20 protein-coding genes are annotated in these 22,050 nt (G+C 60.8%); 12 read left to right on the plus strand and 8 right to left on the minus strand.

What is annotated here, in order from left to right; genetic code table 11:
* Window positions 1–137: 137 nt before the first annotated feature.
* The 5 genes from KSS96_RS10245 to KSS96_RS10265 all read left to right on the plus strand — a co-directional run bounded on the left by KSS96_RS10245 (window position 138) and on the right by KSS96_RS10265 (window position 7,216).
* Window positions 138–1,118 (plus strand): diaminopimelate epimerase, encoded by a 981-nt coding sequence (locus KSS96_RS10245; RefSeq protein WP_017526739.1) that lies wholly within the window; start codon window positions 138–140, stop codon window positions 1,116–1,118.
* A 307-nt stretch (window positions 1,119–1,425) separates the two neighbouring features.
* Window positions 1,426–3,444 carry a type VI secretion system tip protein TssI/VgrG gene (gene tssI / locus KSS96_RS10250; protein WP_065876531.1) on the plus strand — a complete coding sequence of 673 codons (2,019 nt, stop codon included), beginning with the start codon at window positions 1,426–1,428 and terminating at the stop codon, window positions 3,442–3,444.
* On the plus strand, window positions 3,444–4,280 hold the full coding sequence (locus KSS96_RS10255; RefSeq protein WP_065876532.1) for a DUF4123 domain-containing protein: 837 nt from the start codon (window positions 3,444–3,446) through the stop codon (window positions 4,278–4,280). Before tssI ends, KSS96_RS10255 begins: the two co-directional genes overlap by 1 nt.
* Complete coding sequence (locus KSS96_RS10260) at window positions 4,273–5,052, plus strand: hypothetical protein (RefSeq protein ID WP_217856066.1); 780 nt, start codon at window positions 4,273–4,275, stop codon at window positions 5,050–5,052. Before KSS96_RS10255 ends, KSS96_RS10260 begins: the two co-directional genes overlap by 8 nt.
* Before the next feature lie 13 nt (window positions 5,053–5,065).
* Window positions 5,066–7,216 (plus strand): lipase family protein, encoded by a 2,151-nt coding sequence (locus KSS96_RS10265; RefSeq protein ID WP_217856068.1) that lies wholly within the window; start codon window positions 5,066–5,068, stop codon window positions 7,214–7,216.
* Window positions 7,217–7,225: 9 nt separating this feature from the next.
* Here KSS96_RS10265 and codA read toward each other — a convergent pair whose 3' ends face one another.
* From codA to KSS96_RS10290, 5 genes are all read right to left on the minus strand, one after another.
* Window positions 7,226–8,461 (minus strand): cytosine deaminase, encoded by a 1,236-nt coding sequence (gene codA, locus KSS96_RS10270; RefSeq protein WP_017526744.1) that lies wholly within the window; start codon window positions 8,459–8,461, stop codon window positions 7,226–7,228.
* Window positions 8,462–8,488: 27 nt separating this feature from the next.
* Complete coding sequence (locus tag KSS96_RS10275) at window positions 8,489–9,694, minus strand: PucR family transcriptional regulator (protein WP_017526745.1); 1,206 nt, start codon at window positions 9,692–9,694, stop codon at window positions 8,489–8,491.
* Window positions 9,691–10,959 (minus strand): cytosine permease, encoded by a 1,269-nt coding sequence (gene codB / locus KSS96_RS10280; RefSeq protein ID WP_017526746.1) that lies wholly within the window; start codon window positions 10,957–10,959, stop codon window positions 9,691–9,693. The genes KSS96_RS10275 and codB overlap by 4 nt, the downstream gene beginning before the upstream one ends.
* A gap of 273 nt (window positions 10,960–11,232) precedes the next feature.
* Window positions 11,233–11,589: a 6-carboxytetrahydropterin synthase QueD gene (gene queD, locus KSS96_RS10285; RefSeq protein WP_017526747.1), complete on the minus strand. Its 357-nt coding sequence runs from the start codon at window positions 11,587–11,589 to the stop codon at window positions 11,233–11,235.
* Between the two features lie 76 nt (window positions 11,590–11,665).
* Window positions 11,666–12,745: a patatin-like phospholipase domain-containing protein gene (locus KSS96_RS10290; RefSeq protein ID WP_065876535.1), complete on the minus strand. Its 1,080-nt coding sequence runs from the start codon at window positions 12,743–12,745 to the stop codon at window positions 11,666–11,668.
* Between the two features lie 156 nt (window positions 12,746–12,901).
* Between KSS96_RS10290 and KSS96_RS10295 the strand changes: the two genes are divergently transcribed.
* The 6 genes from KSS96_RS10295 to ctpM all read left to right on the plus strand — a co-directional run bounded on the left by KSS96_RS10295 (window position 12,902) and on the right by ctpM (window position 18,917).
* Window positions 12,902–13,204 carry a PepSY domain-containing protein gene (locus KSS96_RS10295; RefSeq protein ID WP_017526749.1) on the plus strand — a complete coding sequence of 101 codons (303 nt, stop codon included), beginning with the start codon at window positions 12,902–12,904 and terminating at the stop codon, window positions 13,202–13,204.
* Window positions 13,204–13,515 (plus strand): PepSY domain-containing protein, encoded by a 312-nt coding sequence (locus tag KSS96_RS10300; RefSeq protein WP_017526750.1) that lies wholly within the window; start codon window positions 13,204–13,206, stop codon window positions 13,513–13,515. Before KSS96_RS10295 ends, KSS96_RS10300 begins: the two co-directional genes overlap by 1 nt.
* Window positions 13,515–14,183, plus strand: coding sequence for a response regulator transcription factor (locus tag KSS96_RS10305; RefSeq protein ID WP_017526751.1), 669 nt, complete (start codon window positions 13,515–13,517; stop codon window positions 14,181–14,183). The genes KSS96_RS10300 and KSS96_RS10305 overlap by 1 nt, the downstream gene beginning before the upstream one ends.
* Window positions 14,180–15,499, plus strand: coding sequence for a sensor histidine kinase (locus KSS96_RS10310; protein ID WP_065876536.1), 1,320 nt, complete (start codon window positions 14,180–14,182; stop codon window positions 15,497–15,499). Before KSS96_RS10305 ends, KSS96_RS10310 begins: the two co-directional genes overlap by 4 nt.
* A gap of 321 nt (window positions 15,500–15,820) precedes the next feature.
* Window positions 15,821–17,140, plus strand: coding sequence for a Na+/H+ antiporter family protein (locus KSS96_RS10315; protein ID WP_161979905.1), 1,320 nt, complete (start codon window positions 15,821–15,823; stop codon window positions 17,138–17,140).
* Window positions 17,141–17,237: 97 nt separating this feature from the next.
* Window positions 17,238–18,917 carry a methyl-accepting chemotaxis protein CtpM gene (ctpM, locus tag KSS96_RS28435; protein WP_065876537.1) on the plus strand — a complete coding sequence of 560 codons (1,680 nt, stop codon included), beginning with the start codon at window positions 17,238–17,240 and terminating at the stop codon, window positions 18,915–18,917.
* A gap of 36 nt (window positions 18,918–18,953) precedes the next feature.
* Here the strand turns inward: ctpM and trhP are convergent, their stop codons facing one another.
* Window positions 18,954–20,267 (minus strand): prephenate-dependent tRNA uridine(34) hydroxylase TrhP, encoded by a 1,314-nt coding sequence (gene trhP, locus KSS96_RS10325; protein WP_017526755.1) that lies wholly within the window; start codon window positions 20,265–20,267, stop codon window positions 18,954–18,956.
* A gap of 159 nt (window positions 20,268–20,426) precedes the next feature.
* Here trhP and KSS96_RS10330 point away from each other — a divergent pair, with 159 nt between their 5' ends.
* On the plus strand, window positions 20,427–21,494 hold the full coding sequence (locus KSS96_RS10330; RefSeq protein WP_065876538.1) for an AI-2E family transporter: 1,068 nt from the start codon (window positions 20,427–20,429) through the stop codon (window positions 21,492–21,494).
* 3 nt (window positions 21,495–21,497) lie between these two features.
* On the opposite strand, the gene KSS96_RS10335 is transcribed toward KSS96_RS10330, so the two are convergent.
* The gene (locus tag KSS96_RS10335; RefSeq protein ID WP_017526757.1) at window positions 21,498–21,680 is read right to left on the minus strand and encodes a hypothetical protein; all 183 of its coding nucleotides are present in this window, start codon (window positions 21,678–21,680) and stop codon (window positions 21,498–21,500) included.
* Window positions 21,681–21,771: 91 nt separating this feature from the next.
* Window positions 21,772–21,966 (minus strand): hypothetical protein, encoded by a 195-nt coding sequence (locus tag KSS96_RS10340; RefSeq protein ID WP_003173044.1) that lies wholly within the window; start codon window positions 21,964–21,966, stop codon window positions 21,772–21,774.
* Window positions 21,967–22,050 lie beyond the last annotated feature (84 nt).

Genomic DNA, 22,050 nt, shown 5'->3' on the forward strand with positions numbered 1-22,050 from the left:
GAACCCCGGGGGTCTTACGGTGGATTGCCACCTTCCAGGCCGCTTCACAAAAAAACCGCGTTGTGTAATACGCTGCTTGGCCAGCATGTAGGCAACCGAACGGACGAACCGATGAAAGTTTTCAGGCGGGCAGCGCCATGACCCTGTTCTATGACGCACGAGGCAACATTTATGGGGTGGTCAGCCCAGTCTTTCTAAGGAGCCGAGGCATCAAGGTGCCCGAAAGTGCTTCTCTGGCCGCAGCTGCCCGCAGCGTGTGGGCCGAGTCGGCCATTGCCTCCGAATGCGGTTGGGGGGTGCGCCCGGTCGGCGCCAAGGTGCATCGCTGTGATGGTTTGTTGGTCGGGCCTTTTCAGACCGAGCCGCCGTTTGACCTGTTGATCGTCAACACCGACGGCACCCTGGCCGAGCGCAGCGGTAACGGTTTGACGATTTTTGCCCAGGCGCTCACCGACCAGGGTTTGATGACTGCAGCCTGTGAACTGCGGGTCCATCATGACAAGGCCGACGCGGCATCGCCGGTGGCGACTCGGGTTGAACCGGCGGTATATGAGCAGGTCGACGGGTTCTGGCTGGACCTGGGTTTGCCCGCGTTCGGGCCGTCTGCCGTGGGCGCGCAAGGGGTTGATCCAGCCTTTCTGGGCGGCACCGAACTGAACCGTGTGAATGCGCTGGCGGCGATCAATCCGCACTGGGCTCACAGCCAGTTTGTGCGGGTGGGTAATCCTCACTGTGTCACCTTGGTCGAACAGCTTTCAGCATTGCCGGAGAACCTGCAGATGCACCAGCCAACCCTGTTCGAACCACTGCGGGCGATTGCCTTTGCGCCTCCGGCGGGAGCCGGCCAACCTTGTGCAGCCGGGATCAATTTGCAGTGGGCCGCCAGGCAATCCGGTAACCGGGTTGTCGCACGCGTGTTCGAACGGGGAGAGGGGCCTACCGCGTCTTCCGGAACCAGCGCCAGCGCAGTGGCTGTTGCAGCGTGGCGTGCGGGCTGGGTCGAGGGCGGCGAAGTTGCGGTGGTGATGCCAGGTGGCACCGCGCCGGTGCGCTTGCATACGCAGGCCGACACATTGCTAAACGTCAGTCTGTTCGGGACTGCCCGCCGTCAGGCATGAGGTTTTATGTGCGGCTGATACCTTGGCTGGGTGTCAGCTGTTTCGTAATGAGTTAGATATTTAGTTGTAAGTTTTTGTAGGGTGTTTCTTATATTTAAAAATTAGTTAATGCCTCGTTTTATTATTTTGTAAAAGATACTTCTATCTCCGTTGTACGAAACTTCTTTTTTATTTTTAAGCGGCCGATTTTTACCTGAAATCGCTAAGCTTCAGTGCGCTCAGGTGCTTTTTCTCGGTCATTCATTCGCTGTATGGCCGAGGGGAAGTATTTCAATTCAGCAATAAAAAAGATGGCGGGTAACAACGGATGGTTAACGCGTTTGTTTCGTCACGTTTCAACTTTATCGTTCCAGGAATAGAGACAGACTTTCAGGTGCTTGCGTTTAAAGGCCACGAGGTCATCGATCAACCGTTTTTCATTCAGGTGCAGGTGCTCAGTGAGAACCCCAGCCTGGACCTGGAAGCACTGCTTCATCAACCCGCCTATCTCGATTTTGGCGAAGGGGCAGAGGGGCTGCACGGGCAGGTTTACGCGATCGGCCGCGATGACCCCGGGCGCCGACTCACCCGGTATCGCCTGACGCTGGCACCGCGCCTGGCCAACCTGGCTCATCGGCGTGACCAGCGGATTTTCCAGCAACGCAGCGTGCCCCAGATCATCGCGGCAGTCCTTGAACACCACGGCATCCTGGCCGACGCCTACGTGTTCGAACTAGGCCCGGTGGTTTATCCGCCGCGTACGTTTTGCGTGCAATACGCGGAAACCGATCTGCATTTCATCCAACGGCTGTGCGCGGAGGAGGGTATTCATTACCACTTCCGCCACAGCGACGACGCGCATGTACTGGTGTTTGGCGATGACCAGACCGTATTTCGCCGCTTGCCCTTGCAGCGTTACTCACCTGTCGGAGGGCCGGCGGCCGAAACGCAGGTTATCCAGCGTTTCGATGTGCGCCTGGCCACGCGCAGCCGGCAAACGGTGCGACGCGATCATGATTTCGAGCATCCTTCCCTGCGCTTGCAGGACACGGCAGGCGACGCTTCGATACAGCCTCTTGAAGACTACCACTACCCCGCAGGTTTCAAGGGCCGTGCAAGGGGCGGGCGCCTGGCTCGCAGGGGGCTCGAGCGCCATCAGAGCGACCGCCATCGAGCATTGGGCAGAAGCGATCTCCCGGCGCTGCGCAGCGGGCATTTCCTGGAATTGCGCGATCACCCGGACCCATCCTGCAATGACCTGTGGTTGATTACCTCGGTACGTCACGAGGGGTATCAGCCCCAGGTGCTGGAGGAGGCGACAGGTGAGGTTGAAGGGTTCCAGGGGTATCGCAATCGCTTCAAGGCGACACCCTGGCGCGCGACCTATCGACCGCCCCTCAACCACCCCAAGCCGACCATCAATGGCAGCCAGACCGCAACGGTAACCGGGCCTGCCGGTGAAGAGGTGCATTGCGACGCGTATGGCCGGGTCAAGGTGCGCTTTCACTGGGACCGGCTGGACAAGTCCGATGACAAAAGCAGTTGCTGGATACGGGTGGCGTCCAGTTGGGCTGGTGACGGGTTTGGCGCAACGGTGATCCCGCGGGTGGGCATGGAAGTGTTGGTGACATTCCTGGAAGGCGACCCGGACCAACCGTTGATCAACGGATGCCTACCCAATGCCTCGCATCTTCCCACCTACCCCTTGCCGCAGCACAAGACCCGCAGCGTCCTGCGTAGCCGCAGCACCTTGGGCGGCGATGGTTGCAATGAGTTGTACCTGGAAGACCGCCACGGTGAAGAGCTCATCTACTTGAGGGCCCAACGAGACTTGGAACAACAGGTGGGCCATGACAGCCGCCTGGAGGTGGCGGGGGCGCGGCGGGAAATCATTCGCGGCTTGAGCACGGTTCACCTGGAAAACGACGAGCATCGCCATGTCAGCGGAGATCGCACGGTGGTTCTGCGGGCTAACGATCACCTGGATGTGCAGGGCGACAGCCGTACGTATGTGGGGCAGACCGTGGAGGTTGAAGCCGGCCAGCAGATTCACCTCAAGGCCGGTGCCCGGCTGGTGATCGACGCAGGCGCACAACTGAGCTTCATGGCCGGTGGAGAGCACCTGGTTATCCAGGCGGGGGGTATTTTTTGCAGTCGCCCTATCACCCTCGGCGGTGCGCCGTGTGCAACCTCATCAACAAGTGTTCCATCGGCGGTCGAGGGGCCGAAAGTCGCCGCCGCACAAGGCGCCATCATGACCTTGGCCAGGCAACTGGGCGCGGACTTCTGCCCTGTTTGTGAGCGCTGCCGCGAAGGGCTGTGCGAGCTCAGTGAAAGGGTAGCCTGATGAACAACCTTCCAAACCAATGGATGGCCCAACAACAACAGGCGGGACGCTGGCTGTGCCTGGTGCTTGAGGGCGATAACGCGGCACGCCAACCCATGATGGCCACCCGCGAGTTATCAGGGTATTGCAACGTTTACGCGCAAACGCCGCTGGCGGAAATGGTCATGGCGGGCCCGGTGATCCTGCTGCTGGATCAGGTGAACGAAGCGGCGCTGCGTGATCTGTTAACGCAGCCGGAAACGAATTGGGGCTGGCTGGGCAGCCTGCCAACCGCTGACTTGACGGCCGTGACTCGCCACTGGCGTAACCGGATGCTGCTCGGGTCGCCAGGTAACCAGTCGCTGTACCGCTTTCACGACAATCGCACGCTGGCACGTGCAGTGGCTTATTTGCCATTGGAGCATCGGCCGGCCTTCCTCGGCCCATTGCTCAGCGTGTGCTACTGGCACGAAGACCGCTGGCACACTGCCGATAATCCTGCTCCAGACGAGTACCCGGTGCCCGATCCCGCCCCTTGGCTGAACACGCCCAACCCAAACGCCGGCGCCATTCTGCACGCCAATATCCTGCGCTACCTGCTGGCTGAACACAGTGAAGACCTGGTTGTGCTGGTCGAGTCTCAAGACCCCAAAGTCTGGTTGACCCACGTGTTGGAACAGGCTCGCGCCTGGCAATGGACCCGGCCCGAACAATTGGAATTTTTAGTCGTACGCAGGTTGGAAGAGGCTACGCGCAGCAGTGTGATTTGCTGGCAGCCAAAGGTTGGCGAAACCCCCGAAGATCATTTCGAACGAGTGGTGCGGCAGTGGTGTTTGATGGAGAACAAGGATGAATAGACAAGTTTTAGGCGTGCTGTTTGCACTGGGTATCACCGGGCTTTTTGGGTGCGTGGGGCGGCCGGTTGACAGCTTCACGCTGGAGGTGGATTTGCCGGCGAATTTTAAACTCAAAACTGCCGCCAATTACCGACCAGCGACCGGGGAAACGTGCACCTTGCCACAGCGTCGAGGCAAGAGGCCTGAGCGCAAGGTATTTTTTACCGATTACACACCAGTGGCCCATCGGCTGAGTTATCAACTGCCGCTGACGGAAACTGTCAATGGATGCCCGTTGGTATTGCGAGGGGTGGAGTTCGATGTATATGCGAAGTGGGGGAGTCGCGATTCAGATCTTGACGGGGATCTGGGCAGTATCGCAATTTTGGATCGCTCCGATATCCATTCATCGGAAATGCCAGATTCAGGTGTTCAGCAGTTGCCTGGGCAGTGTCAGTGGTTATTTCGGACGGTGGGGCCCAAGCAGGCAATCATAAAACTTCTTAAATGCAATTCGCTGGACGCCTTGGGCCAACTGCAAAAAACACCCATTGGTGGTTTGGCGCAACGAGATCAGCTAGCGGGGAAAACCCTCAGGATGGCGCTGAGGGTAATTGATGAGGAGGCGCCCGCTATCGACGATAACTGGGTAGCCGTTCCGGATGGTTGGAAGCGCTGCAAAGGGAAAAGCTTCGAAGACCCGTACGCTTTCTGCAACGGTAATGTCACCGACTTTAAACCTATAAAAATGCCGGATGGTCGCACCTGCGAGGTTTATCCATCCTGCAAGTAAAAAGGAGAAATTCATGAAGCTTGACGCACGGAAGCAACCTTTTTTCAGTGATATAAAACCTGCCTGCTCGTTGCGAGGGCATTGGATCAGTTTTTGTTTGGTTGATGAGTTCGGAGCAGGCTCTTCATATGGGGGGCTGCCGTACACCCTCTACGACAGTGTTGGGCAACACTATAAAGGACGCTTGAATGGGGACGGCTTTGCCAAACTAACGGATAGTTACTGTGGCCCGGTGGTTCTGGTTTTTGACGATCTTTATTCAGGGACGGCGCAACCCTATGAGTACTTAATGACGCGCTCCACTTATAAGCTTCCTATTACAGAACTTCAGTATCGCGCAGAAAGAACTCGATTTGCTGCGGCGGATGGTCGGCGCGTTGAAAGTAATCCCGCTCGACAGCAGGCCAATCGGTTCTATCAGGTCGAAGTACGCGATCTGGTCAGGCATGTCGCACACTTGCCTCCCATCGCGCCCCGGACTCACCAGCCCCCACGGCATGCCCTGAAAATGCTGGCCGACCTGGGCTTCGGCCCACCCCAGTCAACGTTATCGGGCATCGTCTTATTCCCCAACAACCACACCGCTCTGGAAGTACGGCCGCTGCGTTCGTTACGTCCGCTACTTTCCACTGAAGACAAATTCTGCGCCTTGAACTTGTATCATTTGGCATTATTCGCAGCATTGAGTTACTGCAATTTCGGCCAGGAGCCACCAGAGAAGCCTTTGGATAAAGTTCATTTTCCACTGGGCCCGAGCGTTGGAAATCTCTTTGCCGAACAGCTTTCGGGGTACGACGAGGCCTGGCGGATTGATCCTGAACAAACTCAGCGTTTTTATCCGCTCTACGAAGACGTTCCTTACTCCAGGCGTTTTGAAATTTTGCCCTTCGATCCCGAGTTGTATCCACAAAATCGTCCAGAGCTTGAGGAACAACAGGAATACCCTTCGCGCCTGCACTTCTTTGATGACGAAAAAGACGGTACCGACACCCAGGCGTTCATTACTCACCACGATGAGGTCATCCTGATAGCCGTGCGTGGTACTGCCAGCCCAAGCGACGGATTGCGCGATGCCAACGCTCATCAGACACCTTTTACCGAAGGCGTCGGTAAGGCTCACGAGGGGTTCTATCAGGCTTATCGGGCGATGCGTGATTTTGTGCTGCGATACCTCAACCAATTTTACACAGCCCAACGAATAGTCATCTGTGGCCACAGCCTCGGCGGTGCCATTGCGTTGCTGTTGGCAGAAGGTCTGCGCAGAATACCGGAGGCCAACTACAACATCCTCCTCTACACCTACGGCGCCCCGCGTGCCGCCGACTCCGAATTCACTGTCGGCGCATCCGCTCTGGTCCACCACCGTATCGTCAACCACAACGACCCCGTTCCCAGCGTCCCGGCGCCCTGGATGAACACCACCGCCAAGCTCTGGATCCCTGGCGCCGTCACGTTATTCAGCGCTCCCGCCGCCGGAGGCCTGTTGTTCGCCGCCGGCCTGGTGCGTTTCGGCGGCAACCCCTACCAACACCATGGTGAACAACAGCATTTCATGCCGATCATGCTGCCGGATGGCACGCATTCATCGGTGTTGTGGAGGCCCGGATGTGAGTCCATTGAAGAGGCCGGTCGTAATCGGGCGTTGCATGCGCGCGGCGATATGCCTGAGCGCGACGGGTTGATCAGGCAGTTGGTGCAATACAAGCAGCACTTCATGACCGCCAGCTACATCCCGGCTGCCTGGGCCACATTGCGGCGCTGGCAACAGACCCTGGACAGCAACGTCCCGCTGGTGACCGAAAGAGAGTTTGAGTTGCTCGACCATGCCCTCGCGACCATGCGCAAGCAACTGCAAGACAAGCGGCGAGAATTGACTCGGCATCGACCGGCCAATGACCGGGCTTATGAACATCATGAGCCGTTGAATGCCGAAATCGAACGCCTGCACCTCAGTCGCCAGCGCCTGCAAAGCCTGCGGTGGCGTCGTCTTGGGGCGCGCGATGTCTACGGCAGCCATGCTCACGCCGCGCACTTGCAACCGAGCCTCATGCGTTGGTTCAGCCATCGTGAAAACCGAGCACTGTCCCCAATCGCCAGCATTCCGCCCGTGACGGATAGCGATCGGGGCAGGGCACAAACGTTGGATATCGACTCCATCGTCTGATCACGGTGGTTACATAAACTCAACCTGGGCCGGCTGGCGTTTCATCAGTACTTTGCCGTTGCGAATCGAGTATAGCGGCAGGCCCTGGCTGCGAATCACCTCGTAGTCGCTGTGCGCCGAGAGGATCAGCAAATTGGCTGGCCGTCCGGGTTCCAGGCCATAACGATCACCCAGGGCCATCGCCTTGGCGCTGTTATCGGTCACCAGGTCGAGGGCGCTTTGCAGGTTGCGGTAGCCGAGCATATGGCAAATGTGTAAACCGGCTTCGAGCACCCGCAGGATGTTGCCGTTGCCCAGGGGGTACCAGGGATCGACGATGGAGTCCTGGCCGAAGCAAACATTCATGCCGGCTTCGAGCAGCTCGTTGACGCGGGTCACGCCACGGCGTTTCGGGAAGCTGTCGAAACGGCCTTGCAGGTGGATGCTTTCGGTCGGGCACGACACGAAGCTGATGCCGGAATGTCCCAGCAGGCGGAACAGTTTGGCGCAATAAGCATTGTCGTAAGAACCCATGGCCGTGGTGTGGCTGGCGGTGACAAGGGCGCCCATGTCGCGGCTTCGGGCCTCTTCGGCCAGCACCTCGAGGAAGCGCGAGTGCGGGTCGTCGGTTTCGTCGCAATGCACGTCCACCAAGCAACCGGTGCGTTCGGCCAGGTCCATCAGGAACTTCACCGAACTCACGCCTTGGTCGCGAGTGTATTCAAAGTGAGGGATGCCACCAATCACGTCGGCGCCCAGGCGAATGGCTTCTTCCATCAGTTCGCGGCCATGGTGGAACGACTCGATGCCTTCCTGGGGAAACGCGACGATTTGCAGGTCGATCAGGTGCGTGCTTTCTTCACGCACTTGCAGCATGGCTTTGAGCGCCGTAAGGTCCGGGTCGGTGACGTCGACATGCGTGCGTACATGTTGGATGCCGTGGGCGGCAAGCGCCTGGATGGTCTGCTTGGCGCGGGTCTTGGTGTCTTGCTGGGTGATGGTGGCTTTGCGTTCGCCCCAGCACTCGATCCCTTCGAACAGTGTGCCGCTCATGTTCCAGCGCGGTTCGCCGGCGGTGAGCGTGGCATCGAGGTGGATATGCGGTTCGACGAATGGCGGGATCACCAGATTGCCGGCCGCGTCCACATCATCGGCGGTTAAAATCGGCGCCCTGGTTTGTGGCGTGATGCTGGCGATCCGGCCGTTTTCCAGGTGCAGATCATGCAGGCCTTCATGGTTGCGCAGGCGGGCGTTGATGATGTGCATGGGCAAGTTCCTCTTGGCTAAAAACAATCAGGCAGACAGCCGCCAGATCATCAGGGCGATGCCGATGTCCAGGCGGTCATAGGCGTTATCCAGCGTCAGCCCGCACAGGGCTTCGATGCGCTGGACGCGGTGCGTCACAGTGTTGCGGTGCAGGGCCAGGCGCTGGGCGGCGGCCATCAGGTTACCATTCTCGTGAAACCAGGCTTCCAGAGTCGGCATCAGGCTGGGGCCATGGTGCAAGTCGTGGCGCAATAACGGGCCCAAGCGTTCATTGAGAAAGTGGTCGAGCAGGGCGCGATCACGCACGCCGCTGAGTAACTTGAGCACGCCCAGTTCGTCGTACACGCACAGCCCGGCGCGTTCGCTGAAACGCCGCGCGGCGGCCAACGCCTGGCGCGCTTCATCCTGGGCCTGGGCCAGGCGCGCAGGTGGGTGCGCGGCGGCGCTGAGGCCGGTAAACAATTTAAGCGGCGCCAGGCGCAGGTTCAGCGGCTTCAACCAGGTGGCCAATTGTTGGCGGTTAGCCAGGGCCGCAACCGCGTCGGGGGCCGGCAGCAGCAGTGTCCAATTCCCGGCCCGGCCCAATAACGGCAACCCCGCCGACCACTGACGTAGGCGGCGACTGATGCCGTCGTGTTGCTGAGCCAGGTGCGCTTCGACCTGTTGTGTATCGTTCTGGGCAAACAGCGACTCGCTGCCCTCCAATTGCAATTGCACCACCTGCCAATGCCCGTTGAGGGACATACCCAGTTGCGCGGCCCTGTGCAGCAGCACTTCCAGGGATTGAAAGTCACCGGTCAGCAAGCGTTCCAACACATCATGGCGCGAACGCCCCAACTGCTCGAACTGGATCAGCGCCGAGCCGATGGCTTGGGTTACCAGCACCATTTTCAACGAGTAGGGTTGCTCGATCAGCGGCATGCCCGCTGCGTGCGCGGCATCCAGCAGCCGCTGGGGTATCGCCTGGATATACGCCGGCCCGGTGAGAATCACCAGCCCGGCCACCTTGCGCTGACAGGCTTCTTGCAGCAATTGCAGCAAGTTCGCTTCATCCCGTGGGTGATTGATGCCGGTGACAAACACCAGCTCGCTGCCCAGCACCCACTCGGCGATCCCGCTGTTTTCCGCCACGTAGGGCCAGCGCACAGGGTTGTCCAGGCCTGCCTCGCCGGCGCGCAGGCGCATGGATTCAAGGCCAGGCAGGGCCAGCACATCGGCGACGGTCAGGCTCATGCTTGAGCGTCAGCCAATGGCGCACGCACACGTAGTACGGCCGTCAGCACGATGTAGGTAAGCGACGCGGCTGCGATCCCTACCAGCGGCGCGACCCAGGGCGAGTTGAATGCCAGCACGGTGCCCACGGCATAGGCCGCCAGCCCCGGCCAGTTGAACGCCGGCAGGCGAGCCTCGGCCAGGCGCGGGTATTGGCCACGATAGCGGTAGAAAAAGTCGGCCATGATCACCCCGCCAATCGGTGGTATCACCGTGCCCAGCAGGATCAGGTACGGCACCAGCATGTCGTACATGCCAAGCAGCGCCAGCAGGGTGCCGATCACCGCGCCGGCCAGGGTCACGGTCTTGCGGCGTTGGGTGCGCAACAGGTTGCAGCCGGCCACGGCGAAGTTGTAGATGGTGTTGTCCTGGGTACTCCAGATATTGAGCAGCAACATGGCCATCGCCGCCAGCGCAAAGCCTTGCAGCAGCAACACCTCGACCACATCCGGTTGTTGATAGACGATGGCGCCGTAGGCCCCGATCAGCACCATCAGGCCGTTGCCGATAAAGAAACCGATCAGGCTGGCCAGCACCGCGACCCTGGCCGAGCGCGAAAACCGCGTCCAGTTGGTGGCCTGGGTCGCGCCGCTGACGAAGGTGCCGAACACCAGGGTGATCGCCGTGGACAAATCCAATTCAGCGGTTGGCGTCACCGCCAGCAGGCCGTCCCAACCGCCGACTTTGGCCGTGGCGACCCACATCGACAGAAACAGCAGCAGCCCCATGGCTGGCACCGCGATGTAGGAAAGAATCTCCAGCCCGCGATAGCCCACGTAAGCCGTGGCGCAAAATACCAGGCCAAACACCAGCATCAACACCAGCACGTTGCCCTGGCTCAGTTCGAAGTACTTACCCAGCACCACGGCAGCCGTGGCGGTGCCCCAGGCGTACCAGCCGATCTGGGTGAAGCCGAGGATCAAGTCACTGAGCTTGCTGCCGACTTCGCCAAAGCACAAGCGCCCCATCAATACGGAGTTCAAGCCGCTCTTGAACGCGATATAACCCAGGCCCGCCGCGTAAATACCCAACAGCAGGTTGCCCAAGGCCACCACGCCGAGCATGTCGATAAAGCTGAACGCCACCCCCAGCTTGCCGCCGGCAAACATGGTCGCGGTAAAAAACGTAAAGCCCAGCAGCACCATGGCGGTGGATGCCAGGCCTTTGCGCGCATGCATGGGGACTTCGCTTAAAGGGTAATCGTTGCCCGGTTCTTGCTGCGTCATGTGCCGTGCTCCCTGAATGAGTGACGCAGGCCTATTGCACCGCCCGTGCCAAATCAGCAGCAGTGACGGGCGCACGGTGTGAGTTGTGCAGCGTGCACAGTATTTATAGCCAAACAGGCAAGAAATGCCGGAGGGAGTGTTCGCGCTGCCCAGTCGGGCACGAAAGCGGTGCAGGGGTGATACAAAATGGATCAGTCAAACGGTGGCTGCGTGGTAAATCATCTAGGCCGAAAAAAACCACCGCAAGGGTGGTTTTTTACACACATCGCAGGCTTATTCGCCGCGATAAATACAGCCACTGGTGCAGGTCTCGTGGATGCGAATTGCGCTGAGTTCCGGCAACAGGGGTTTGAGTTCGTTCCAGATCCACTTGGCCAGCACTTCGCTGGTCGGGTTTTCCAGGCCGGGGATGTCATTGAGGTAGTTGTGGTCGAGGCGTTCATAGAGCGGCTTGAAAATCGCCTTGATCTCCGAGAAGTCGCGAATCCAGCCGGTATAGGGATCCAGGTCGCCGCTCAGGTGGATAGCCACCTTGAACGAATGCCCATGCAGGCGCCCGCATTTATGGCCGTCCGGCACGTGCGGCAGGCGGTGGGCGGATTCGAATGTAAATTCCTTGAAGATTTCCACAGTATTTTCAGCTCGGTCAGGTATCTGGCAGCCGGCGAGTTTAACAGCTTGATCCCTCGCCGCGCATACCGCTCGGTCAAAGCGCCTGCAAGCGCTCGCCCAGCCCGCCGTTATCGGCCAACTGTAGGAACTCATCCCCCAGCCGCCGGCTCTCGCTCATCGCGGTTTGCCAGTATGTGTTGCGGCTCGCGTCATCGCCCACGAAGCGCTTGAAGTCGCTGCGGTCCGGCAGTTTGCCGTGGGGCAGGCGGGCCAAGTAGTCCCTGGACGGCGCCAGCAGCAACACATCCTGCAAGCCCTGTTGATTGCTGCGTCGCCACGGCAGGCCCTTGTCGAACCAGCCGGGGACGACCCGGTCGGTGAAGTGCGGGTACAGCACAATATCGTCGCCGTGGTAGGGCAGGTCGAGGTGGTAGTCCAGCAGGCCGCCGTCGCGGTAAGTGCCGCTGCCGGCGCCAGGCAGGTCGCGTACGCCTTGCATCACCATGGGGATCGAGCCGGAGGCCAGCAATGCCTGGCGCAGGTTGCCTGCATCCAATTCGACAAAGCGCGACGGAAAATCCTGCAGCGGATGCACCGGTGGCGGCTGGCGCGGGTCATGGATGATCAGCCGTTCGAAATGCCGCGACAGCCGCGCGCGGCCACGCAGGTTATCGGCGATCACCGAGGACAGGCCCAGGCCCAGGCGCCCGCGATGGTCATCGGCGAGCAGGCCGTGGCTTTTGACTACCATGATGTTCAGGCGATAGTCGGGGTTGTCCAGCACCCGCGCATCGCGGCCGGCCAGCAGGTCGTCGAGCATGCGCCGGCAGCTCTGGCTGACGTCGGCCATGGTCACGCCTTTGGCAAAGCGCTGCTCGTTGTACAGCCGGCCGAGGTCCAACAGGCCTTGTACCGGGTCGGGCAGGCAGGCACTGGCAAAGCGCCAGGAGCCGATGGACGCACCGATCAGCGCCCGTTCCCGTGGCGCGCGCGGCAGCCAGTCGCCGAACAGCGCCAGGTCCAGACCCTGGATACCCAGCGCCTTGGGGCCACCGGCCGCACCGGGCAGAATGCCGACGTCGGCAGGCGCAAGGCCCTGTTCGCGGATGCGCGCGAGGGCGCGTTTGCCGGCCTTGAGGGTCAGGGCGGGAAACTTGATGTGGATGGCTGTCATACCGGTCTCGATTGAAGCGAGGGGGCAGTATAGAAAATCTCGCGGGTTGTGGGAAAAGGCCTACGCGCAATTGCCATGGTGGCAATTCAGTTTCAGTTAAGTTGCAGCCGTTACCGTGGCGTGTGTAGGAATAACATCGCGTAACGGAGATTTATCATGAAACGCCTCACCGCTCTGGTCGCCGCCGTTATCATCGCCTGTGCGGCGCCCCAGGCCGGAGCCGTGGACCCGGACAAACCACTGGTCGTACCCGGCACTGTTACAATTGTCGCCTTTGACCAACTGGAAGCCACGGCCCTGGCCCTGCACCCCGGTTCTACGCTGCTGGACACCGACCTGGATGAGGCCTACGGCAAGTACGTTTATGAGGTCGAGCTGCAAGATCGCAACGGTATCGAATGGGACGTTGAATTGGACGCGCTCACCGGGCAGGTTCTCAAGAATCATCAGGATACGTAATGAAGGTAAATTTACGCACCGGCAGTCGGGTGGCACTGGTGCTTGTGGTGTTCTGCTCAAGTTTGCAGGCCCGCGACCTCAACCAGGACGAAGCCCTCGCGTTGCGCCAGCAGGGCGTGATCCTGCCGCTGGAGCAGCTGTTGCAGCAGGCCATGGCGCGCTATCCGGGCTCCCGTATGCTAGAGGCCGAGCTTGAGAAAAAACACGGCCAATATGCTTATGAAGTGGAGCTGGTGACCACCGAGGGTGTGGTGCGCGAGATCAAACTTGACGCTACCACCGGTGCGCTGATTAAAGATGAGGAAGACTGATGCGCCTGCTGCTGGTAGAAGACAATGTACCCCTGGCCGATGAACTGCTGGCCGGCTTGCAGCGCCAGGGCTATGCCGTGGACTGGCTGGCTGACGGGCGCGACGCCGCTTACCAGGGCCGCAGCGAACCCTATGATCTGATCATCCTCGACCTTGGCCTGCCCGGTTTGCCTGGCCTCGAAGTGCTGGCGCAATGGCGCGCCGCCGCGCTCGCCACTCCGGTGCTCGTGCTCACCGCCCGCGACTCCTGGGCCGAGCGTATCGAAGGGCTCAAGGCCGGTGCCGACGATTACCTGAGCAAACCCTTTCACCCTGAAGAGCTGCACCTGCGCATCCAGGCGCTGTTGCGCCGGTCCCACGGCCAGGCCAACCAACCCACCCTGCAAGCCGCCGGCCTGCACTTGGATGAAGGCCGCCAATGCGTGTTGCGCGGCGGCGAAGAGATCCAGCTCACCGCCGCGGAATTTCGCCTGCTGCGCTATTTCATGCTGCACCCCGAGCAGATCCTGTCGAAAAGCCACCTGGCCGAGCATTTGTATGATGGCGAGACCGAACGCGATTCCAATGTGCTGGAAGTCCACGTCAACCACCTGCGCCGCAAGTTGGGCCGCAGCGTGATCGAAACCCGGCGTGGCCAGGGTTACCGGTTTGGCGCCAACCCCGCATGAGGTCGATTCAGCGACGCCTGAGCCTGGGCCTGATCAGCGTGATGGTGGTCGTCGGTGTGGTGCTGGCGCAAACCAGCCTGTGGTTGTTCGAGGCCGGTTTGCAGCGTTACCTGGAAGCCGGGCTGCGTAACGACGCGGAAAACCTGTTGGTGGCGCTGGTGCGTGGGCCCAACGGCGTGCAGCTGGATGAGCAGCGTCTGTCGCCGGCCTATCAACGGCCGTTTTCCGGGCATTACTTTCGTATCGACTTTGCCGATGTGCACTGGCGTTCTCGTTCGCTGTGGGACCAGGAATTGCCCCAACTGCCCGAAGCCGGGCTCAAGGGCAACCTGCAACTGGGCCCCGAAGGCCAACAACTGCTGGTGCTGCGTTCGGACTACAAGCGCTTTGGCCACTCGATTTCCATCAGCGTGGCTCAGGACTACACACCGGTGCGGGAAAGTTTCCAGCTGATGCGTCAGATCGGCCTGGTGCTGGGCCTGGCGGCGCTGCTGTTGGTGTTGATCCTGCAACGGCTCACGGTGCGTCGCGCCCTGCGCCCGCTGGAAAACGCACGCAACCAGATCGCTCAGTTGCAACAGGGCCAACGCTCGCAACTCGACACCCAGGTGCCACAGGAGCTGGAGCCGCTGGTCGCGCAGATCAACCACCTGCTGGCCCACACCGAAGACAGCCTCAAGCGCTCCCGCAATGCCCTGGGTAACCTGGGGCATGCGCTGAAAACCCCGTTGGCCGTGTTATTGAGCGCAGCGTCAAGCGAGGCGCTCAAGGACCGCCCCGAACTGAGCCAACTGCTGCGCGACCAACTGGAACAAGTGCAGCAACGCCTCAACCGTGAACTCAACCGCGCACGGCTGGCCGGCGAAACCCTGCCGGGGGCGTTGTTCGACTGCGAAAAAGAACTGCCTGGCTTGCTCGCCACCCTGAACATGATCCACGGCGAACACCTGGACCTCAGCTACCACGCCGCCCCTGGCCTGTATCTGCCTTGGGACCGCGAAGACCTGCTGGAGCTGCTCGGCAACCTGCTGGACAACGCCTGTAAGTGGGCGGACGCCGAAATTCGCCTGAGCGTCAGCGATACCGGGCACGTTTACCTGCTGACGGTGGAAGACGACGGCCCCGGCATCCCCGAAGCCCAACGGGACCAGGTGTTCAGTCGTGGCGCGCGGCTGGACGAGCAGACTGAGGGCCACGGGCTTGGGTTGGGCATCGTGCGGGATATCGTCGAGGTGTGGGGTGGCGTGTTGCAATTGCAGGACAGTGAATTGGGTGGGCTCAAGGTGCTGATCGAACTGCCCAAGCGCCACGCCTGACATGCCCCCATCAAGCTGTGGGAAAAGTCTTCGTTCCCACGATGTGTAAAGGCATTCAATCCAAAATTGCTCCCTCAAGCCCTGCGGCGGATTTGCCAGACGGTTCAACGCCTGGCTCAGCCGTGGCGATCGACAGTTTTGTTTATTCAAGCGATCAATCCAAACCCGAAAGCGGCGCCGCTTTTTGACATGCGCGCCCGCCTGCTGCAAAGTGCGCGCCCTCTAATAAGACCTCCTTAAAGTCTGCGAGCGGGTTGCCAGTCAATGGCCATCTGGGCGCGGGCATGCCTGTCTTTTATGTTTCTGCTTGAGGTAACCATGATTAACGCAGTCATCGCCGCGGTCGGCACCATGCTGGTGCTCAGCCTGTCCCGCGTGCATGTAGTCATTGCCATTATTGTCGGCGCCCTGGTGGGTGGTCTGGCCGGTGGCCTGGGCATCGAGGCCACGCTCAAGGCCTTCAATGGCGGCTTGGGTGGGGGCGCGACCGTGGCGTTGTCCTACGCACTGCTCGGCGCTTTCGCGGTGGCTATTGCCAAGTCCGGCCTGGCTCATGCGCTGGCGGACAAGGCCCTGTTGCTGGTCGACCGCCAGGACGCCACGGGTGGCAGCCACGTCAAATGGCTGTTGATCGGCCTGTTGTGGGTGGTTGCGATTGCCTCGCAGAACATTCTGCCGATCCACATCGCGTTTATTCCGCTGTTGGTGCCGCCGCTGCTGTACGTGCTGACCAAACTGCAACTGGACCGCCGCCTGATCGCCTGCGTAATGACCTTCGGCCTGATCACCCCCTATATGTTCCTGCCGGTGGGCTTCGGCAATATCTTCCTCAACCAGATCCTGCTGGCCAACGTCGCCGGCAGCGGCGTGGACATCAGCCAGGTCAACGTGACCCACGCCATGAGCCTGCCGGCCTTGGGCATGGTGGCCGGCCTGCTGGTGGCGGTGTTTATCAGCTACCGCAAAAAACGCGTGTACGACCTGGAGAAAATCGAGCGGGTCGAGCAAGTGGCGGTGCAGTACAACCCGCTGACCCTGCTGGTGGCCGGTCTGGCGATTGCTTCGGCGTTCATCATTCAACTGTGGCTGGACTCGATGATCATCGGCGCCCTTGCCGGGTTCCTGATCTTCTCGGTGTCGGGCATCGTGCGCTGGCGCGATACCGACGACCTGTTCACCGAAGGCATGAAGATGATGGCCATGATCGGCTTCATCATGATCGCCGCCTCAGGGTTTGCCGAAGTGCTCAAGGCCACCGGTGACGTGCGTTCGCTGGTGCAAGCCTCGGCGGCGTTTATCGGCCATAGCCGTGGTGTCGGCGCCTTGCTGATGCTGTTGGTGGGCCTGTTGGTGACCATGGGGATCGGCTCGTCGTTTTCCACGGTGCCGATCCTCGCCGCGATTTTTGTGCCGCTGTGCGTGCAACTGGGCTTCAGCCCGATGGCCATCGTGTGCATCGTCGGTACGGCCGGTGCGCTGGGCGATGCGGGCTCGCCGGCGTCGGACTCCACCCTCGGCCCTACCTCCGGGCTGAATATTGACGGCCAGCACCACCATATCTGGGACACCGTGGTGCCGACCTTCCTGCACTACAACCTGCCGTTGCTGGCATTTGGCTGGTTGGCCGCCATGACCCTGTAACCTCATTGCTCGCCCATGACCACAAATGCGTGTTGTCCTACAGAATCAGGGTAATTGGCCGATAACCTCTCAAGCCGCTTAATAAGAGAGAAAAGTCATGCGTCTGAGTCTGAAGGCCAAAGTCCTGTCCCTCGCCGTCGTCCCGGTGTTGCTGTTTGCCCTGGTGATCAGCCTGACCACCGTGTGGATTCTCCAGGGCCAGGCACGCAACGAGGTGGCTGAAACCCGCGAGCGCCTGCTCAACAACGCCAAGGCCACCCTGCAAAGTTATGTGGAAGTGGCCATGAGCACTGTCAAACCGCTCTACGACGCCGCCGCTCCCGGTGATACGGCGGCGCGGGCAGAGGTGGTGAAGTTGCTCTCCAACACCAGCTACGGCAAGGACGGTTACTTCTTCGGCTACGACTCCGAGACCATTCGCCTGTTCAAGGGCAACAGCCCGGACGGCGTGGGCAAGAGCTTCAAGGACAATCGCGACCCCAACGGTGTGTACGTCAACCGCGACCTGGTCAAGGTCGGCAAGGACGGCACTCACTACCTGCAATACAGCTCGACCCAGCCTGGCCAGACCGAACTGGTGCCCAAGATGGGTTACACCGAATACCTGCCTAAATGGGACATGGTCATCGGTACCTCGGTGAACCTCGATGGCATCGAAGCCCAGGTGGCGGTGGTCGAAGCCAAGGTGGAAAAACGCATGGAGGGTGTGTTGCTGAGCATCCTCGGCGTGGCCGTGGTGGTGTTGCTGGTGATTGCCGCCGTGGGCATGGTGCTGGCCAATACCATCCTGCGTCCGTTGCACTTGATGAAAGCCAACCTGGATGACATCGCCGCCGGTGAGGGCGATTTGACCCGCCGCCTGGCGATCACCAGCCAGGATGAGTTGGGCGACCTCGCGGGGGCGTTCAACCGGTTTGTCGACAAGATCCACGGCCTGGTACGCCAGATCACTGACATGACCGCGCAACTGACCGGGCTGGTCAGCCAGGTGTCCGACCAGGCCCAGCGTTCCGAGCAGGCCATGGAGCGCCAGCGTCACGAAACCGACCAAGTGGCCACCGCCATTAACCAGATGTCGTCTGCGGCCCAGGAAGTTGCGCGCAGTGCGCAAGGCGCCTCCGTGGCGGCACAACAGACCGACGCCGAAGGCCAGGCCGCCAAGCGCGTGGTGGACGGCAGCATTGCGCAGATCCATGCGCTGGTGAATGACATCCGCAGCAGCGGCGTGTCCCTCGACAGCTTGCAGCAGGATGTGTCATCGATTGTCAGTGTGCTCAGCGTGATCCGTTCGATTGCCGAACAGACCAACCTGTTGGCCCTCAACGCGGCGATCGAGGCCGCGCGGGCAGGGGAGGCCGGCCGTGGTTTTGCGGTGGTCGCCGACGAAGTGCGCGCCCTGGCCAGCCGCACGCAGACCAGCACCCAGGAAATCCAGGGCATGATCGACCGCCTGCAAACCGGCACGGTGGCCGCCGTGGACGCGATGCGCCGCTCCAGTGATGCCGGCGACGGCACCTCCGCCCAGGCCAACCAAGCTGGGGCGTCGCTGGACACCATGGCCCAGTTGATCGGCACCATCAACTCGATGAACGCGCAAATTGCCAGCGCCGCCGAAGAGCAGACCGCCGTCGCCGAAGAGATCAACCGCAGCGTGCATCAGATTGCCGTGGCGGTGGACAACGTGGCCGATGAGACGCAGTTGAGCGCGCAGACCTCGCGCAGCCTGGCCGACCTTGGCCAGCGGCTCGGACAACTGGTGGGGCAATTCAAGATCTGACCCTGTGGCGAGGAAGCTTGCTCGCCCCAACAGTGTTTACACGTCACGCATCAGCAGGCCAAAACGCAGGTCCATCTGCGCCGGAACGTGCACGTACACCGTGTGCCCGTCCCCCGGCGCCACGTCAATGGCTTGGCCCTTGCTGTTGTGCAAGGTGTCCAGGTCAAAGTGGAGGTTGCCGGCGGGCGTCATCAATTCCAAGTGATCCCCCACGGCAAAACGGTTCTTCACCTTGACCTCGGCCAATTCGCCCCGGCGCTCGCCGGTTAACTCGCCGACAAACTGCTGGCGCTCGGACACCGAGCTGCCGTTCTGGTAGTTCTGGTACTCGTCGTGCACATGGCGGCGCAGGAAGCCTTCGGTGTAGCCGCGTTGGGCCAGGGATTCGAGGTCTGTCATCAAGTTGCGGTCGAACGCGCGACCGGCCACGGCGTCATCGATGGCCCGGCGATACACCTGGGTGGTGCGCGCGCAATAGAAGTGCGACTTGGTGCGACCTTCGATCTTCAGCGAATGCACGCCCATGTGGGTCAAACGCTCAACATGCTGCACCGCGCGCAAATCCTTGGCGTTCATGATGTAGGTGCCGTGCTCGTCTTCGAAGGCGGGCATGTGCTCGTCGGGGCGGTTGGCTTCCTGCAGCACAAACACCTGGTCGGTCGGCGTGCCAATCCCCAGGGTCGGCTGATACGCCTGGACGATCTCCCCCGTGGTGTTTTCCACCGCCGGCGTGGCCTGGTATTTCCAGCGGCAGGCGTTGGTGCAACTGCCTTGGTTGGCGTCGCGCTTGTTCATATACCCCGACAGCAGGCAGCGGCCGGAATAGGCCATGCACAAGGCGCCATGCACAAACACCTCCAGCTCCATGGCCGGCACCTGCTGGCGGATTTCGCCGATCTCTTCCAGGGACAGCTCCCGCGACAGGATCACCCGGCAAATCCCTTGCTGCTGCCAGAACTCGACGCTGGCCCAGTTCACGGTATTGGCCTGTACCGACAAGTGAATCGGCATCTGTGGGAAGTGTCGGCGCACCAGCATGATCAGCCCCGGGTCGGACATGATCAGCGCATCCGGGCCCATGGCGATCACCGGGGCCAGGTCTTTGAGAAAGGTCTTGAGCTTGGCATTGTGCGGCGCGATGTTCACCACCACGTAAAAGCGCTTGCCTTGCGCATGGGCTTCGTCGATGCCGAGGGCCAGGTTGGCGTGGTCGAACTCGTTATTGCGCACGCGCAAGCTGTAGCGCGGCTGGCCGGCGTATACCGCATCGGCACCGTAGGCGAAGGCGTAGCGCATGTTTTTCAGGGTGCCGGCGGGGGCCAACAGTTCAGGGCTAAGGAGCAGAGGCATGGCAAATCGGACCGCAAAAGGGCGCGAGGGTACCGGGCGGCGCCGAAGGGGTTATTGATCTGGGTCTACGCTTACCGCAACAAAGATGGCACTCACAGGATTTGCAACGGACTAAGCAGCAGGGCGCACGCGCGCCGAGCTTTCTGACATGGACCGGACATGAATCAAACCACTCTGCAATTCAAGACCCTGCTGTTGTTGCTGGTCCTGGTGACTATCGCGTTTATCTGGATATTGCTGCCGTTTTACGGCGCGGTGTTCTGGGCGGTGATCCTGGGCATCATCTTTGCGCCGATGCAGCGCCGCCTGCAGCAACGCCTCGGCTGGAACCGCAACCTGTTGTCCCTGACCACCTTGATGGTGTGCCTGGTGATTGCGATTCTGCCGGTGATCATCACCAGCGCCTTGCTGGTGCAAGAGGGCGCGGCGCTCTACAAGAACATCGAGAGCGGCAAGCTCGACGTGGCCGGTTATATCGAGCAGTTCAAGCACTTTCTGCCGCCGTACTTCCAGCATCTGCTGGACCGCTTTGGCATGGGCAACCTGGAAGGGCTGCGTGAGAAGATCGTCAAGAGCGCGATGCAGGGCAGCCAGTTCTTTGCCACCCAGGCGTTCAGCTTCGGCCAGGGGACGTTTGATTTCCTGGTGAGCTTTTTCATCATGCTGTATTTGCTGTTCTTCCTGCTGCGCGACGGCCCGGAACTGGTGCGCAAAGTGCGCACGGCGGTACCGCTGGCCGAACCACAGAAGCGTCGTCTACAGCTCAAGTTCAACCGGGTAGTGCGCGCCACGGTCAAGGGCAACGTGCTGGTAGCCGTGACCCAGGGCGCGCTGGGCGGTTTGATCTTCTGGTTCCTGGACATTCCCAGCGCGTTGCTCTGGGCGGTGTTGATGGCGTTTCTGTCGCTGCTGCCGGCGGTGGGGGCTGGGCTGGTGTGGGGGCCGGTGGCCGCGTACTTCCTGCTCAGCGGTTCGATCTGGCAGGGCGTGGTGCTGGGCCTGTTTGGCGTGTTTGTGATCGGGCTGGTGGATAACGTGCTGCGTCCGATCCTGGTGGGCAAAGACACCAAGATGCCGGACTACTTGATCCTTATCTCGACCCTGGGCGGTTTATCGGTGTTCGGCCTCAACGGGTTCGTGATCGGGCCGCTGGTGGCGGCGCTGTTCATGTCCAGTTGGGCGCTGTTTGTCGAAAGCAAGCCGCGGGTCAAGCTGCCACTGCCTTGAGTCTCAGGCGTCAAGCCTGAAGCTCGACGCTTGCTGCAGCTGTTTTTCGGCGGCGGACAGCGACGTGAGGGGGCCACTGATGGCCTCGCCGTCGCTTACCAGGTACCAGCAGGCAAGCACTCCCAACGCGCGAAGCGGGGCGGGGACGGCGCTGCCGATGACAGACATGATTTGAACAGTGGGCATAGATACCTCCAATCGCTATGGAGGTCACCTTACGAGGCCAGGCGGCCAAGGAAAAATCACCTGGCTCGATAGTCGACATCAACGCAACGTGTCAGTCGACCACCTGATCGAGCATGCTCACCACTTCCTGCTCGTTGAGCAGGCCCTTGCGCACCAGGTTTTCTGCCAGCAACGCCAGGAATTTCGCGCTGCGGTGGCCTTCCAAGTGCTTGAGTTCGGTGAGTGCGCTGTAAACCTTGCTGGACGTGCAGAGGCCAGCGGTGCGGTGCGGGTTTTGTGTGGGCATGGTCAGTCGTCCTTGTTGTTATTGAGTGGACAGGATCGATAGTGGGAGTGCGGCGTGACACAAACATGACAGCGCTGGCCCCTG

It is taken from the genome of Pseudomonas asgharzadehiana (assembly GCF_019139815.1).
GTDB classification, from domain to species: domain Bacteria; phylum Pseudomonadota; class Gammaproteobacteria; order Pseudomonadales; family Pseudomonadaceae; genus Aquipseudomonas; species Aquipseudomonas asgharzadehiana.